Origin of the sequence: Nocardia yamanashiensis NBRC 100130 (assembly GCF_001613325.1) — a bacterium.
GTDB classification, from domain to species: domain Bacteria; phylum Actinomycetota; class Actinomycetes; order Mycobacteriales; family Mycobacteriaceae; genus Nocardia; species Nocardia yamanashiensis.
Window position 1 is genome coordinate 1 of sequence record NZ_BDCD01000014.1, and the last position, 13,317, is coordinate 13,317.

At 67.0% G+C, this 13,317-nt stretch carries 16 protein-coding genes and 1 pseudogene; 10 read left to right on the forward strand and 7 right to left on the reverse strand.

Annotation, left to right across the window (positions count from 1 at the left end):
• Positions 1 to 351, forward strand: a pseudogene (locus tag NY1_RS43730) (hypothetical protein); the annotation flags it as partial.
• Positions 352 to 419: 68 nt separating this feature from the next.
• Here NY1_RS43730 and NY1_RS14515 read toward each other — a convergent pair.
• Both NY1_RS14515 and NY1_RS14520 read right to left on the reverse strand, forming a co-directional pair.
• Positions 420 to 785 (reverse strand): MmpS family transport accessory protein, encoded by a 366-nt coding sequence (locus NY1_RS14515; RefSeq protein WP_084534972.1) that lies wholly within the window; start codon positions 783 to 785, stop codon positions 420 to 422.
• Positions 786 to 879: 94 nt separating this feature from the next.
• Positions 880 to 2,106 carry a helix-turn-helix domain-containing protein gene (locus NY1_RS14520; protein WP_067713493.1) on the reverse strand — a complete coding sequence of 409 codons (1,227 nt, stop codon included), beginning with the start codon at positions 2,104 to 2,106 and terminating at the stop codon, positions 880 to 882.
• A gap of 268 nt (positions 2,107 to 2,374) precedes the next feature.
• Here NY1_RS14520 and NY1_RS45625 point away from each other — a divergent pair, with 268 nt between their 5' ends.
• From NY1_RS45625 to NY1_RS42910, 4 genes are all read left to right on the forward strand, one after another.
• On the forward strand, positions 2,375 to 2,632 hold the full coding sequence (locus NY1_RS45625; protein ID WP_369690437.1) for a helix-turn-helix domain-containing protein: 258 nt from the start codon (positions 2,375 to 2,377) through the stop codon (positions 2,630 to 2,632).
• A complete protein-coding gene (locus tag NY1_RS14525; RefSeq protein ID WP_157762239.1) occupies positions 2,629 to 2,958 on the forward strand; it encodes a hypothetical protein in 330 nt (109 codons plus the stop codon). The genes NY1_RS45625 and NY1_RS14525 overlap by 4 nt, the downstream gene beginning before the upstream one ends.
• 87 nt (positions 2,959 to 3,045) lie before the next feature.
• Positions 3,046 to 3,393 (forward strand): GntR family transcriptional regulator, encoded by a 348-nt coding sequence (locus tag NY1_RS14530; RefSeq protein WP_067712539.1) that lies wholly within the window; start codon positions 3,046 to 3,048, stop codon positions 3,391 to 3,393.
• Positions 3,393 to 4,121, forward strand: a complete 729-nt coding sequence (locus tag NY1_RS42910; protein ID WP_157762240.1) for a hypothetical protein — start codon at positions 3,393 to 3,395, stop codon at positions 4,119 to 4,121. Before NY1_RS14530 ends, NY1_RS42910 begins: the two co-directional genes overlap by 1 nt.
• A 17-nt stretch (positions 4,122 to 4,138) precedes the next feature.
• Here the strand turns inward: NY1_RS42910 and NY1_RS14540 are convergent, their stop codons facing one another.
• Entirely contained in the window at positions 4,139 to 4,705 is a 567-nt protein-coding gene (locus NY1_RS14540; RefSeq protein WP_067713496.1) for a helix-turn-helix domain-containing protein, read from the reverse strand.
• Between the two features lie 88 nt (positions 4,706 to 4,793).
• Here NY1_RS14540 and NY1_RS14545 point away from each other — a divergent pair, with 88 nt between their 5' ends.
• From NY1_RS14545 to NY1_RS14555, 3 genes are read left to right on the forward strand one after another with little or no spacing between them, the layout of a single operon-like run.
• Entirely contained in the window at positions 4,794 to 5,810 is a 1,017-nt protein-coding gene (locus tag NY1_RS14545) for an alpha/beta fold hydrolase (RefSeq protein WP_067712543.1), read from the forward strand.
• Positions 5,811 to 5,830: 20 nt separating this feature from the next.
• Positions 5,831 to 6,496, forward strand: a complete 666-nt coding sequence (locus tag NY1_RS14550; RefSeq protein ID WP_157762241.1) for a hypothetical protein — start codon at positions 5,831 to 5,833, stop codon at positions 6,494 to 6,496.
• A 48-nt stretch (positions 6,497 to 6,544) separates the two neighbouring features.
• Positions 6,545 to 7,948 (forward strand): HupE/UreJ family protein, encoded by a 1,404-nt coding sequence (locus tag NY1_RS14555; protein ID WP_067712549.1) that lies wholly within the window; start codon positions 6,545 to 6,547, stop codon positions 7,946 to 7,948.
• On the opposite strand, the gene NY1_RS41995 is transcribed toward NY1_RS14555, so the two are convergent.
• From NY1_RS41995 to NY1_RS14565, 3 genes are read right to left on the reverse strand one after another with little or no spacing between them, the layout of a single operon-like run.
• A complete protein-coding gene (locus tag NY1_RS41995; RefSeq protein ID WP_084534974.1) occupies positions 7,849 to 9,036 on the reverse strand; it encodes a cytochrome P450 family protein in 1,188 nt (395 codons plus the stop codon). The genes NY1_RS14555 and NY1_RS41995 overlap by 100 nt on opposite strands.
• A gap of 48 nt (positions 9,037 to 9,084) precedes the next feature.
• Positions 9,085 to 9,819 carry a DJ-1/PfpI family protein gene (locus NY1_RS14560; protein WP_067712552.1) on the reverse strand — a complete coding sequence of 245 codons (735 nt, stop codon included), beginning with the start codon at positions 9,817 to 9,819 and terminating at the stop codon, positions 9,085 to 9,087.
• Positions 9,820 to 9,834: 15 nt separating this feature from the next.
• On the reverse strand, positions 9,835 to 10,791 hold the full coding sequence (locus tag NY1_RS14565; protein ID WP_067712555.1) for a GlxA family transcriptional regulator: 957 nt from the start codon (positions 10,789 to 10,791) through the stop codon (positions 9,835 to 9,837).
• Positions 10,792 to 10,916: 125 nt separating this feature from the next.
• Here NY1_RS14565 and NY1_RS14570 point away from each other — a divergent pair, with 125 nt between their 5' ends.
• Positions 10,917 to 11,300 (forward strand): hypothetical protein, encoded by a 384-nt coding sequence (locus NY1_RS14570; protein ID WP_067712558.1) that lies wholly within the window; start codon positions 10,917 to 10,919, stop codon positions 11,298 to 11,300.
• Between the two features lie 70 nt (positions 11,301 to 11,370).
• Here NY1_RS14570 and NY1_RS14575 read toward each other — a convergent pair whose 3' ends face one another.
• Positions 11,371 to 11,982 carry a TetR/AcrR family transcriptional regulator gene (locus NY1_RS14575; RefSeq protein WP_067712560.1) on the reverse strand — a complete coding sequence of 204 codons (612 nt, stop codon included), beginning with the start codon at positions 11,980 to 11,982 and terminating at the stop codon, positions 11,371 to 11,373.
• 70 nt (positions 11,983 to 12,052) lie between these two features.
• Between NY1_RS14575 and NY1_RS14580 the strand changes: the two genes are divergently transcribed.
• On the forward strand, positions 12,053 to 13,315 hold the full coding sequence (locus tag NY1_RS14580) for an oxygenase MpaB family protein (protein ID WP_067712562.1): 1,263 nt from the start codon (positions 12,053 to 12,055) through the stop codon (positions 13,313 to 13,315).
• The last annotated feature ends 2 nt before the right edge of the window (positions 13,316 to 13,317 follow it).

Genomic DNA, 13,317 nt, shown 5'->3' on the forward strand with positions numbered 1-13,317 from the left:
CCCCGCAACAGCCCCGCCGGCGCCCCCACCGCCCGCAAACGCCCCGCCCGCGGCACCCAATCCACCGGCGAAGGCCGCAACTCCAACGCCCACAACGCAACCGGCGGCCGCAAGCCCGCCAACGCGGGCGGCCGCACCACCGGCACCGGCGCAGCACGCAACAACAGCACCGGCTCCACCAACGCCCGCACCGCAACCGGCAACGGCCGCAACGCATCCGGAAACGGAACCCGCAGCACCTCCTCCAACTCAGGTGCCCGCACCTCCGGCCGCGGCGCCGCCCCCGCCGGCAGCACCGGCGGCCTCGCCGGCTTCTCCCGCACCGGCGCAGGCAACCGCCGCCGCGGCTGACCCCGCACTACCCCCGAAGGCCCGGAAGCCCAACGCTTCCGGGCCTTCCTCATACCCGAACCGTCGGGCTAAGACACTGAGCACACCGCGATAGCGGCGAACCCATCGACCGTCTGCTGATCCTTGACCACACCGTCGACCGTAATCCGGCAGGAGACGGAACCAGAGTGTGCGGTGTTCTGCACGTTCATGTTCCAGGCCGGGATCGAAGCGGTCGAGGTAACCGACTTCGACCACGGCAGAGCCACGTTCGTGTCCTGCAGCGCTTCGTAATTGTCACCGAGGTAGGTGACCGCATCGGTCGAAGCGCCGCCATTGGCCCACGCCTCATAGAGCACAGTGTGCGATTCGTCCGCCCCCGAGATCCCCGCACCCACGCTGAACAGCGCGGCCCCCACGAGGGCAACGGTACCAATCTGTCGAATCAATGCCATCGAATGTCCTTGTCTCACACAGGCGAGCGAACCTCCCCCGCCGGACCAGAACGCTAATGATGGGCACCGACAAATCAGGACGCGCAGACCCTGACTAGGCCCGGATGCCTACCCGCCGACTCAACTCGCTGATCTCGGCACGCATGCCGGTCGGAGGCTTGCGCAGCAGGGTTTGCACCATGTCGCGGGCGAATCCGTTGTAGCGGATCGTTTCCGGGGCGGTCTGTTCCGATTTCACCAGCATGGTGAGTGCGGCGGTGTCCTCGTCCCGTTGCATGTACGCACGGGCGACCTCGATGAGGTGGCGACCGCGGCGGGGTACGGACACGATGTGGTCGGCGTCGATGGACCGCGCGGCTCGCAGGGCCGCGCCGGGCTGGCGCAGTTCGACGCCGAGCGTGGTGGCGTGGGCGGCCATGACCGGTTGCGAGAAGCTGGTTTGGACGTGCCGGTAGGTCGGGCCGAGTTGACGGGAGATCCGGTCTGCCCGTTCGAGGCCGTGCCAGGCGTCGCCGGAGCGGCCACGCCGACCATGGACGTAGGCGATCTCGAATTCCAATGCGCCGGCGATGCCGTGCCAATCGTCGGGGGTGTTGTCGCGGTCGAGGTAGGGGGTGAGCTGGTCGATCGCGTTGCGGGCCAGCGCGATTGCCTCTTCCCAGCGCCCGGAGTCACGGAGCGCTTGCACCATCGCCCAAGCGCTGCAGGCGATCACGTAGGGATCGTCGGCTTCGTAGCCCTCGTTCACGGCGCGATCGGCGACCATCCATACCAGCTCCGGAGCGGGTTGGTAGGCGACATAGAAATCCGCCAGTTGGTAGACGCCGGCCAGGATCCGGCGTGCGTCACGACGGTCCTCGGATGTGCGCGCCGCGGTCTGGGCGTCGCGAATGAGCCCCGGCAACAGCGCACCCAGTTGCGAGCGATGGTCCGGGCTCGAATGGCGGATGCGCCAGGCCTTGCGCAAACGCTCGCCGAGGTGCTCGACCGAGACCGGATGGCCGCCCGGAGTGATCCGGTAGTCGGTCAGGGCAGCCTGCACGTCCGACAGCGCAGCGTGGCGTTCACCTGCGAAGACGGTCACCGGTACCGCATGCTCGTCGCCGGTCAGCACCGCAAGGTCGTCCAGTTCCAGGACACGGGCGATCCGCAGCAGCAACTCCAGACTGGGCGCCCGCTGGATCTTGCCGTTTTCCAGAGCTTTCAGCCATTCGGCGGACCGGCCGATCTGGGCGGCCAGCACCGGCCGCGCCATTCCGACCCGCTCTCGGTGCAACCGGACCCGTCGGCCGATCTCCGAGGGAGTTCCTGAACCACTCACGGGGACCACCTCCTCGTGCTGGACGATAAGTGCCAGCGTATCGAAGCCGCGGGTAGGTTCGTACCCCTTCGCGATGCCGAACCGGCATAGGTTCCAGGTCGCCCCGGTGCCCGAGCCCACCAGAACTCGGCGCCGGGTGCACTCCGAAGCCGTTCCAGGGACATGGAGAACACCCGAGATGGAAATCTTCGTTCCAGGCACCACCCTCGCGCCAGTGCCGCAAGCCATCGGACCAACTCGACGACCCGCAGATCCAGGGTGGTGAGCGATGCCATTCACTCAGTCCGAGGCGAAAATCCTTGGCGCACTGGCGCTCCTTCATCCCGTCGGCGCATTGACCGTGCCGCAGCTACGCCGGGCAACCGGAACGCCCGAAACCTCGATCCACCGAGCGCTGTCACGACTCTCCCGCAGCGGCTTGGTATCCGGCACCGTGCACGGGCCCGCGCGGTGGCACTGCACGTACCGAGGTCGGCTCGCGATCACCCGGCCCGTCTATCGCGACTACATCGGAGGACGAACTTGACAGACTACGTCATCGGCTTTCTCCGCAAAGATCTCTCGGGACGATCATGGAAACAGGACCAAGCACGCATCCACTCGTTCGCCGCCGAACACGGATGGCCAGTGGTTCTGATCTACTACGGCGGACTCGACCGACCCGGAGCAGTGATCAACCGTCTGATGAACCTCGCGTACGCCGAGGGCGTCAGAGCGGTAATCGTCCCGAGCACAGCATATTTCGAATCCGGCGACCTCGCTGCGCTGGTCAAGATCACTGATGTGATCTGCACGGATACCGGCATCATTCACACCGCACCGGGCATCGTCCAACCGGTCGGCAGCGACTGACGACCGCGCTCGAAGCCCCGGAAGCGCAAGGCTTCTGGGGCTATCGGCGCGCCAGGAGCGGTAAATAGTGCTAGTTTCATTAGCACCATGTTGTGGTACATCGATCAGGCATCCAGGGTGTCGTTGCAGGAGCAGATTGCGGGGTGTGTTCGGCGGGCGGTGACCAACGAGGGGTTGGCGGTGAATGAACAGTTGCCGCCTGCAACGGAATTGGCGCTGGCGTTGGATGTGGACCGGAATACTGTGTTGGCAGCCTATCGGCGACTCCGGGAGGAGGGAGTTGTGGATTTTCGGCGGGGGCGGGGGGTTCGGGTTACCGCCAAGGCTCCGGTTTCGGCGCCGGTGGAGCAGGCTGCTCGGCAGTTGGTCGATGCCGCACGCGCGAATGGGTACAGCAAGGCCGAGGTGCTCGGCATGATCCAGGAGTTGATGTAATGCCTGTCGCGACTGTCTACACGAGCCGCGTCACCAACTGGCCGAACTTCTGGTTCGGCATTGGCACCTTCTCCGTCAATTACGGCGTCAACTTGACTGTGCCAGGCCCACTGTGGGCGGAAATCCTCCTCAATGTCGGGCTTGTCTTGACCGCTACGCAGGCTCTGCTCACGACAAGCCAGCGCATCAGCGCAGGACCCAACGGCCTGATCGTCAATCGCGGGTTCTTCGGCTTCCCCCGTCACAGAATTGCCCGAGACAGCATCTACCACGTCGAAATCGTCCAGATCGCGAACACCGGAGGCTGGGGGTTTACACGCAGTCGTAAACACGGAAAGACGGTGGCCTTGCGTAGTGGCCCCGCCCTGCATATCCGCAGAACTGATGGCCGCTCGATCACCGTGGGGCTGCCGGATCCTGCTGCCGCCATGCACGCCATGGGCATCTTTCCGTATCACATTGAGCACCAACCTGATCGGCTGCTGGACAAGCGTTCCATCGGCCCGGTGTACGGGGTCGGCATAGTTGCCCCGCACTGCCCGCGCTGCGCCCAACCATGGGGCCGTTTCGCACCGGCACGCACCCGCATGTCCGTCGATCGTCCCATCTACATCTGCTCGGCCTGCACCATCGACGAAGCCGTTCGCGCGGTCTCGGGGCATCCGGCGGTCGAAACGTCGGCTTGGCCGGTCGCCGCCCGCGTCGACCCGCGTGAATACGTCAGCTGATCGAAACGCGCTGGGGTTCAGCGGATGTGGGTGCGGATTCCTTGGAGTCCGAAGAGGATCAGGAGTTCTACCGGGTTGCCGTCGGCGGTGCCCAGCCAGTGTGGGGTGGCGGTGTCGAATTCGGCGGCTTCGCCGGGTGGGAGGGTCAGGTCGCGGTCGCCGAGTACGAGGCGGAGGTGGCCGTTGAGGACGTAGAGCCATTCGGTGCCTTCGTGGGTTTGGAGGGTTGGTTCCAGTGGGTCACGGGTGGCGGGAATCAGGAGTTTGAAGGCGTTCACTCCACCGGGGCGGCGGGACAGCGGGATGTAGGTCATGCCGGCTCGGGTGATGGGTTTGAGGTGGATCCGGGGGTCGCCGGTTCGGGGGGCTCCTACGAGGTCGTCCAGGGGGACGTCGTAGATGCGGGAGAGCGGGAGGAGGAGTTCCAGGGTGGCTCGGCGGTGGCCGCTTTCGAGGCGGGAGAGGGTGCTTTCGGATACGCCGGTTCGGGTGGCGAGGTCGGCGAGAGTGATGGCGCGGGATTGACGTAGGGCGCGGAGGCGGGGGCCTACCTGGTCGAGGACTTCGTCGGTGCTGCGGTCCATGCGATTCATCTTGCCGAAACCGCACGAGGGCGTGCCAGAGCGTGGGGTGGGTGGCAAGACTGGGCACTTCTCGACCTAAGGAGTCTCGATGACCAGCGCAATTCGGGTGGCAGGCCGGTATGAGCGTTTCGTTCGTGCGGCGGCCGCCGCCCTGCTCAGCCTGACAATCGTGACGGGCGGGGTGGCTTGTTCGGACGCGGCGTCGGACATCGCGCCCTATGCCGCCGCCACCGCGGGCGATCCGGCTTTCGAAAGCACCTTCCGGCACGAGTTCGCCGACGTCGATGGCGTTCGCATGCATTACGTGAAGGGCGGCACGGGTACGCCGGTGGTGTTGCTTCACGGCTGGCCACAGACCTGGTACGGCTGGTGGCCGATCATGCCGGCGCTCGCCGAGAACCACACTGTGTATGCGGTGGATCTGCCTGGGCTGGGCGATAGTTCAGGGTCACCTAGCGGGTACGACAAGGCCACGCTGGCCCGGTACGTCCACACGCTCATGACCAGGCTGGGCGTGCGCGACGTGCAGGTTGTCGGGCATGATTTCGGTGCGGCGGTGGCGTTCCAATATGCCGCGCAGTTCCCGGCGGATACCGCACGGCTGGGATACTTCGATCTGCCGTTGCCGGGTCCGGGAATCGACGCGGCGACCTACCGAACCATGAGCTGGCACATCGCTTTTCATGATCAGCGGCGCGTGCCGGAGACGGTGGTCGGTGATCATGTGCGGGAGTATCTGGCGCTGTTCTATCCGCAGGTTTCGTTCGGCGGCACGGCATTCGGAGGCACGTCGGACCGGTCACCGTTCACTGATGCGGAGATCAGTGAATTCGCACGGACATACAGCAAACCCGAGCGGCTCTCAGGCGGGTTCGACCTGTATCGCAGTCTCGACCAGGATGTTAGCGATACCACCGCCGCCACGCCGACCGCCGTACCCACCCTGCTCATGACCGCGCAGGGGCAACTGGACGCGGTTCGCGGCACCGTGTCGCCCCGCATGACCAATATCGTCAGGGCAGTTGATGTCCCGCATGCCGGACATTGGCTGATCGAGGAGAATCCCGAATTCGTGACCGCCGAATTACGGCGTTTCCTCGAGTGAGGAAGGACTATCATCGCCGGATGCGATGGGGCGGAATAGCGGTAGCGGCGACCATGATCGCCGTACTGACCACCGGATGCGGCGATTCGGACAGCGGTTCCACCGCATCCCAGCCGAAGCCGAGCACACCGCGCGCCGAGCTATTGCTGACCGAATCGGATTTCCCGGCCGGGACCAAGACGGAGATCATTCCGGCCACGCAGCCCGGTGAATCGACCACGGTCAGCCACGAGACCGTGACGCCGGCGGGCTGTACCGAGGACACGCGGGATGTCATGTCCGGCGTTCCGGACAGCAGTATTTCGGCGGTCGCCGCGACGGATGACGATCGTGGCGTGTTCTACGCCGAGGCGGTGATCGACCGCGCGATGGATATCGCCAAGATCAAAGACACCATCCTCGGCAAGTGCGCCGATCTCACTATTCGGCAGGGCAACAGCGACATTCACCTGAAGTTCACGGCGCATCAGCTACCCGCAGGGCTGCGGGCCGATCAGGCCGTCGCGTACAGCACCAGCGGCAGCTCGGGCGCGGGCTCCACCACCGGCATCAAGATCGACGCCATCGCGGTGGTGCGCGGGATGACCGTGAACCTCTCGGCCGTATCGATGGACACCGGACTGGACGCCGCGGCCTTCGACAAGCTGTTCGTGGCCGCCGTGGACAAGGTCGCTTCGGCGAAATAGGTCGATCGGCCGATTCGGCGATCCCGGTGATCCGCGCATCATCGGCCTGTGACACGAACGCTCCGAATCGCGCTGATCGTACTGGGTTGCGCGGTGCTCGCCCTGCTGTGCAACCCGAATACCGCACCCGCGCAAGCACATCCGATGCCGGGCACCAACGTCTTCCTCGATGTCCGCGAGACCGCGATCGAAGCCGAACTGCTGATCCCCACCATGGATCTCGCGGAGGCGAGCGGCATCCGTGTCGACCTGCGCACGCGACTGTCGGACACCGAGAGCACCGGACTGGCGACCTATCTGCACGATCACCTGCGGCCCGCCACGTCAGAGGGTGCGCCGTGGAGCGTCCGGATCACCGATCTCAGATTGGACTACACGGACCGGACAGCAACCGGCCCCGACAAGGAACTGGTCGCGCATGCGGTTCTCACCCCACCGGCAGGCGCCGGCATGCGCCATTTCGCGCTGACCTACGACGCCGTCATGCACAAGGTCGTCACGCACACCGCCATCGTCGCGGTCCGCCAGGACTGGCAAGCCGGACAGGTCGAATCCGGTAATGCGGCAAGGCAAATCGGCGTCCTGCGCGTGGATGCCGCGTCGATGACCGTCCCGCCGCTCTCGGTGGACCTGACCGATGCCGGCGCCTGGCGCGGCTTCGCCGGCATGGTCGTCCTCGGCGGCCACCATATCCTCGAAGGCACCGACCATCTCCTGTTCCTGTTCACCCTGCTGCTGCCGGCGGTGCTGATCGCGAAGGCCGGTCGCTGGTATCCGGACCGGCGGGCAGGCCGCGCGGTGCGGCACATCGTGGCCGTCACCATCGCATTCACCATCGGTCACTCGGTCGCGCTCGTGCTCAGCGCGCTGACCCGCCTGGATCTCCCGGCCCGCCCGATCGAAACACTCATCGCCGCAACGATTCTGGTGGGCGGCGCACATGCGATCCGCCCGCTGTTCCCGGGCCGCGAAGCCCTCGTCGCCGGAGTCTTCGGCCTGGTCCACGGCATGGCGTTCGCGTTCACCCTGGCCGAATTGAAGCTGTCCACCGGCCAACTGGCGCTCAGCGTGCTCGGATTCAATCTCGGCATCGAGGCCGTGCAGCTGCTGCTGGTCGCCCTCGCCCTGCCGCCGCTGCTGGTGCTGGCGGCCACCCGAGCCCAGCCGGTCCTGCGCGTGGGCGCTGCGCTCCTGGTGATCCTCGCGGCCCTGGGCTGGGCATGCGATCGGCTCGGTTTCCCGAACCCGGTCGCTCGCATCGCGGATCAGACCGGGACGTCGATCCTCCCGATCATCCTCTCCGCCAGCGCAATCGCGGCCGTCGTCCTGGCTGTCCAGCGCACCCGAGCACGTCAGCGTAAACGCACCGGCAACGCCGTCAGCCCGCGAATGACCGGGTTCGGGTACCACCGCAGCTCCGATTCGGCCACGGCCAAGCGAAGCTTCGGGTAGCGGCGAAGGAGCGCGGTGAAGGCGATCGCGCCTTCCAGCCGAGCCAGCGGCGCACCGAGGCAGAAATGCAGCCCGTGCCCGAACCCCAGGTGGGCCGACTGGTTGGTTTCCGGTGCGAGGGCGGTAGGCACGGGATACTGCCCGGGATCCCGATTCGCGGCAGCCAGCGCGATGGACACGAGTTCACCCGCGGGGATAACGGTGTCCCCCACCGGAATCGGCTCCGTGGTGTACCGAGTGGTGGCCAGATTCACGGGCCCGTCCAAGCGCAGAAACTCTTCGACGACCGTGGGAATACCGGCCGGATCGCCGCACAACTCCTCCCACCGCGCCCGGTCCCGCAACAATGCGAGGGTGCCGTTGCCGATGAGATTGACGGTGGTTTCGTGCCCGGCGACGAGCAGCAGCAACGCCATCCCGATGAGCTCGTCCTCGTCCAGCCGCGCCTCGGCATCGGTGACGAGCACGGAGAGCAGATCATCCCCCGGCTGAGCCCGTTTGCGCCGCAGCAACTTCCGCAGGAACTCAACCATTTGAGCCTGCGCCCGCACCCGATCGGCCGGCGCGGACACCGTCCCCACGATCGCCTTGGTCCACTCCCGGAACGCATCGTGATCGTCGATGGCGACGTCGAGCAGATCGCAGATGACCGCCACCGGCAGCGGAACCGCGAACGCCTCGAGCAGATCCACCTCCTCGGCGGCGGCCATCCCGGTGAGGAGATCCTCGGCGGTGCGCTCGATGAGCGGACACAGTCCGGCAATGCGCCGCCCGGTGAACGCCCTGCTCACCGCCTTGCGCAGCCGGGTGTGGTCGGGCGCATCGGCATTGAGCATATGCCGCATCCCCGGGTCGAGCGGCGTATCCCGCTGCGGCACACCCCTTTTCGCCGACACCAGCGCGGTCAGCCGGTCGATGTCCTTGGCCAGCCGCGGATCGGCGAGCAACGCCCGCCCCTCGGCGTACCCGAGCACGATCCACCGCCGCAGCCCGTCACCGAAGTCGACGCACCGCACCGGCCCCTGTTCCCGCCATTGCCGGTAGTAGGCGTGCGGGTCCACGAAGAACCCGGCCTCGAGGCGCTCCATTCCTCGACGCTACCCCGATCGCCGGATTCGATTGGCGGACTTACCGGTTCACACCGCGGCGCGGGTCTTGCGGTCGCGTGCGCGATTCAGGGCGAGCCGCCAGAGCGAGGTGGCGATATCGACCGGAAGCCGCGGCCCGGCGGCGATTTTCGTCATCTCCAGCCGCGCCTTGCGGAGCAGATCCGCGGAAGCCTTGTCCGGGTGGCCGGTGTCGAACGGCGGATGCGGATCGTATTCGATGGCAAGCTGGATCAGCTGCGCCCGCTCCTCCCCCGCGATCTCCCCCGCCAGCCACAGCCCGAGATCGATCCCGGCCGACACCCCGGCGGCGGTGACGATCTTCCCGCTGCGCACGATCCGCTCGTGCGGCCGGGATTTCGCCCCGAACGCGGCCAGCGCGGGCTGCGCCGCCCAGTGTGTGGTGGCCGGATGCCCGCGCAGAATATCGGCGGCGGCCAGCACCAGCGCACCGCTGCACACCGAGGTGGTCCATTGCGTCGTCCGATGGACCGCCCGCAACCATTCCACCAATTCCTTGTCCGCCATGGCCGTCGCCGTCGCAGACGCGGAACCTGGTACCAGTACCAGGTCCGGAGCCGGAGTCTCGGCGAACGTGTGCGTGGCCCCGAGCACCAGCACCCCGCTGTCGGACACGATCGGCCCGACTTCGTTGGACACGAACCGCAGTTCACTGTCCGGCAGATTGCGCAGCACCTCGTAGGGACCGATCGCATCCAGCACGGTGAGCCCCGGATACAACACGATGGCGATCTGGAATGTCATCAGACGATCTCTCTTTCAGAACCGAGTGAACCGGGCGCGATACTCGCCCGGCGGAATGCCCAAGTGGCGGTGGAAGATTCGATACAGCGTCTCGGGACTGCCGAGCCCGACGGCGGCCGCGACCCGGTCCAGGGGCTGGTCGGTGGTTTCCAGCAGCCGCCGCGCCGCGCCGATCCGCACCCGTTCGACGTAGCGGGCCGGCGTCAGCCCCGTCTCCCCGGCGAACACCCGCGAGAAATGCCGCGTGCTCATCCCCGCACGTGCCGCCAGCGCCGCCAGCGACAGATCCTCGGCGAGGTTCTCTTCCAGCCAAACCTGCAGCGTGCGAAGGGAATCCCGTTTCGGCGGATCCGCGGCGATGGGTGCGCTGAACTGGCTCTGCCCGCCCGGCCGATGCAGATACACCACCAGCCATCGCGCCACCTCCCGGGCCAGTTCCGGCCCGTGATCAGCGGCCACGATGGCCAGCGCCAAATCGATCCCGGCAGTCACCCCGGCCGAGGTCCACACCGGCCCGTCCTGCACATAGATCCGATCGGGTTCGGTGCGCACACCGGGAAATTCACGCGCCAGCAGTTCTCCGCCCGCCCAGTGCGTGGTGGCCCGGCGGCCCTCCAACAGTCCGGCCTGCGCCAGCAGGAACGCCCCCGAGCACACCGACCCGGTCCGCGCGGACATCCCGGCGACCCGTTCGATCCCGCCCACCAGCGCCGCGTCCCGGCACGCCGCCCACGACGACAGGCCCCCGGCCACCAGCAGCGTGTCGACGGGCTCGTCCCAGGTCGCGAGGTCATGGCGCGCGATCACCTCGACCCCGCTCGCGGACCGCACCGGCCCGGCGGGCGTCGCCGCGATCTCCACCCGATACCCGGGCGTGGCCCCCAGGAACGCGGCCCCGCTGAACACATCGGCGGGCCCGGACAGGTCCAGCAATTGGAACCCGTCGAACACCACCATCAGCACCACCCGCATGCCTCCAGCCTGCGACCACGCCCGGATGGCGTCAATGACACGACTATGGCAATTCCGGCCATCGATGACACCCGCACCGGCGCGTCACGCGTATTCCCCGGTGACCGGGTGAGACCCTGCCCGGTGTGACCGATTCCCTCATGCTCGCCGCCATGGATACGGTGTCGGAACTGGTGAATTCGACCGCCGCCAGCGCCACCGGCACCGATCTGCCGAGCGTCACCTGGACCTGGGACAGCTGCGCCCGCCTCGCCACGCCCGGCGCGGACCGTCCGGAGTTTCTCGGCACCATCCACCTCGACCTATCCGGTCCCGAAGCCGAGGCCGCCTTGATGGAATGGGCGGACGCGCTCGACCTATCGGAATCCACCAGCCCCCGCGAGGCCGCAGACGGCCGCCGCGCCTTCACCGGCCTGCTCGCCGGCTCCCTAATCCGCATTACCGCCATGATCGAAACTACGAAGGACGCAATGGATTTCGACACCGACTACTACAGCGTGGTGCTCTGACCCGTCCCTGCCGCAGCGTGATCCAGCCAGGCCCGCGATAGCGCATCGCGGGCCTCTTCCGTCGCCCGCGTCACGCCGTCTCGCGTTCACTCTCGATCCACGCCCCGATCATGGCGGCGGTGTCCTCGATCAGCCGGTCGCGGTCGATCCCTTTGGGCGAGAACGCGATCCGGAAGCTGGCCGCCAGGCCGGTGTTCATCATGACCAGGGCTTTGCCGTCGAGGTCGGCATTGTCGCGGGGTCCCCACTGGTGCAGCAGGTAGGCGCGGGTGAGGACCAGCAGGCGGCGTTCGAGGTCGGTCAGTTCGAGGGCGCTGAGCGGGATCTGCGCGACCAGGGCGCGGGCCAGGCCCTCTTGGGCGGCGAGGGTGTCGGCGATGGCGCGCAGGCTGGCGGCGACGGCGTCGCGGGGCGGTCCGGCGAGGGTGCCGAGGACAGCGGTGGTGAAGCGCTCCTCGATCTCGGCGAGGAAGCGGGTGCGCAGGACCTCCACGATTTCCTCGCGGTCGGCGAAGTAGCGGTAGAGGGTGCCGATGCTCATACCCGCATGCGCGGCGATCCGATTGGTCGAGGTGTCGGCGATGCCGCGTTCTGCAAAAAGTTGAGCGGCCGCTTCGACGACCCGTTCCCGGGAGTCCAGCGCGCGCTGTTGTTTCGGGCTCTTACGCAGTTCAGATGCCATACCGTCGGCCTACGAACGCGGCGCGAAATCGAAGTAGAACATGAGCACGAACTCATTTTACAGTTTCGGTATGAGCACTGCGGCCTTCTCGCCGGATCACCCGGCACCCACCGAATTCCGCTATCGGGAGCGGATTTCCGATCCCGATGTGCAGCGGGCGCGCCGGCTGTGGCAGCGCATCTTCCGCTTCGATCCGCAGCCTTCCGAGGACCTGGTGAGTGCGTTCGGCGCGGCCTACTACCAGGCCGATCCGGTGGCGGAGGCGTTCGTGGACGAGGTGTATCTGGGCGAGTTGGGCCCGAAGGCGGGGCGCGCCATGCTCGATCGCGCGCTCACCCACGGAATCGAGTCGGTGCCGGACGCGCCGCCGTCGCTGGTGCGGCTGTTCCGCGAGTACGAGACGCCGCCCGACTGGCTGGATCCGGAGCTGGTCGAGCTGGGCGCGCGGGTGTTCCGCCGCTGGGGCACTTCGGTTTTCAGCTTCGCCACCACCAGCACCCTGGAGATGTACTCGGAGAGTTCCATCGCCAAACCGCTCGCCTACACCGGCGGCTATACGGGTGCGCGGGCGCACAAGCGGCAGCTGGAGACGGTGCGGTTCTGGATCGACGTGTCCGAACCCGGCGGCCTGTATCCCGGTGCGCGCGGCCGTCAGACCGCCATGCGGGTGCGGATCATGCACGTGTTCATCCGCCGCAAGCTGACTAAGCGGCCCGAATGGGATCACGCGGCTTGGGGTGTGCCGATCAGCGTCGGCGATGCCACCCTCACCCTGATGGGCGGCAGCGTGGTGCCGGGGCTGGCGCTCTGGAGCATCGGGTATCAGACCACGATCCGGGAAATCGAAGCGACACTGCACTTCTGGCGGTACGTCGGTCATCTGCTCGGTGTGCAGCCCGAGTGGTATCCGCGCGATTTCCGCGACTCGGTGCGGCTCATGTTCGCCGCGTTCGTCAAACGCGCTCACACGGCCGGAGCGGACGGCGAGGAACTGGTCGAATCGTATCTGCCCGCTTTCGCACCGAAGCCGGATACGCCGTGGCACAAGCGGATTCGTGACGAGTTCAACTATCGGGTGCAGATCGGCTACACCGGCGTATGGCTGCCACCGGCGACCTACGCCCGCCACACCATGCCGAACCGGTTCCCCTGGATATTGCATCCGATCGCACAGGCTCCCTTGATCTTCGGTGCGGAGACGGCCCGGCGCATCGTGCCCGGTCTGGACGCCCTCGCCGACCGGGTGCAGCGTGCCCGCCGCGAGCGGTGGTACCGCAATGAAATGGGCGACCGGCACGCGGAATTCCAGCCGGTCGAGGAATTCCGCCGCTGAGC

What these genes read in the sequence shown, in the direction of transcription:
- NY1_RS14580 (WP_067712562.1), top strand. Translation starts at nt 12,053, where the DNA reads ATGAGCACTGCGGCCTTCTCGCCGGATCACCCGGCACCCACCGAATTC.
- NY1_RS14545 (WP_067712543.1), top strand. Translation starts at nt 4,794, where the DNA reads ATGACCAGCGCAATTCGGGTGGCAGGCCGGTATGAGCGTTTCGTTCGT.
- NY1_RS45625 (WP_369690437.1), top strand. Translation starts at nt 2,375, where the DNA reads ATGCCATTCACTCAGTCCGAGGCGAAAATCCTTGGCGCACTGGCGCTC.
- NY1_RS14565 (WP_067712555.1), bottom strand. Translation starts at nt 10,791, where the DNA reads ATGCGGGTGGTGCTGATGGTGGTGTTCGACGGGTTCCAATTGCTGGAC.
- NY1_RS14540 (WP_067713496.1), bottom strand. Translation starts at nt 4,705, where the DNA reads ATGGACCGCAGCACCGACGAAGTCCTCGACCAGGTAGGCCCCCGCCTC.
- NY1_RS14560 (WP_067712552.1), bottom strand. Translation starts at nt 9,819, where the DNA reads ATGACATTCCAGATCGCCATCGTGTTGTATCCGGGGCTCACCGTGCTG.
- NY1_RS14550 (WP_157762241.1), top strand. Translation starts at nt 5,831, where the DNA reads ATGCGATGGGGCGGAATAGCGGTAGCGGCGACCATGATCGCCGTACTG.
- NY1_RS14575 (WP_067712560.1), bottom strand. Translation starts at nt 11,982, where the DNA reads ATGGCATCTGAACTGCGTAAGAGCCCGAAACAACAGCGCGCGCTGGAC.
- NY1_RS14530 (WP_067712539.1), top strand. Translation starts at nt 3,046, where the DNA reads ATGTTGTGGTACATCGATCAGGCATCCAGGGTGTCGTTGCAGGAGCAG.
- NY1_RS41995 (WP_084534974.1), bottom strand. Translation starts at nt 9,036, where the DNA reads ATGGAGCGCCTCGAGGCCGGGTTCTTCGTGGACCCGCACGCCTACTAC.
- NY1_RS42910 (WP_157762240.1), top strand. Translation starts at nt 3,393, where the DNA reads ATGCCTGTCGCGACTGTCTACACGAGCCGCGTCACCAACTGGCCGAAC.
- NY1_RS14515 (WP_084534972.1), bottom strand. Translation starts at nt 785, where the DNA reads ATGGCATTGATTCGACAGATTGGTACCGTTGCCCTCGTGGGGGCCGCG.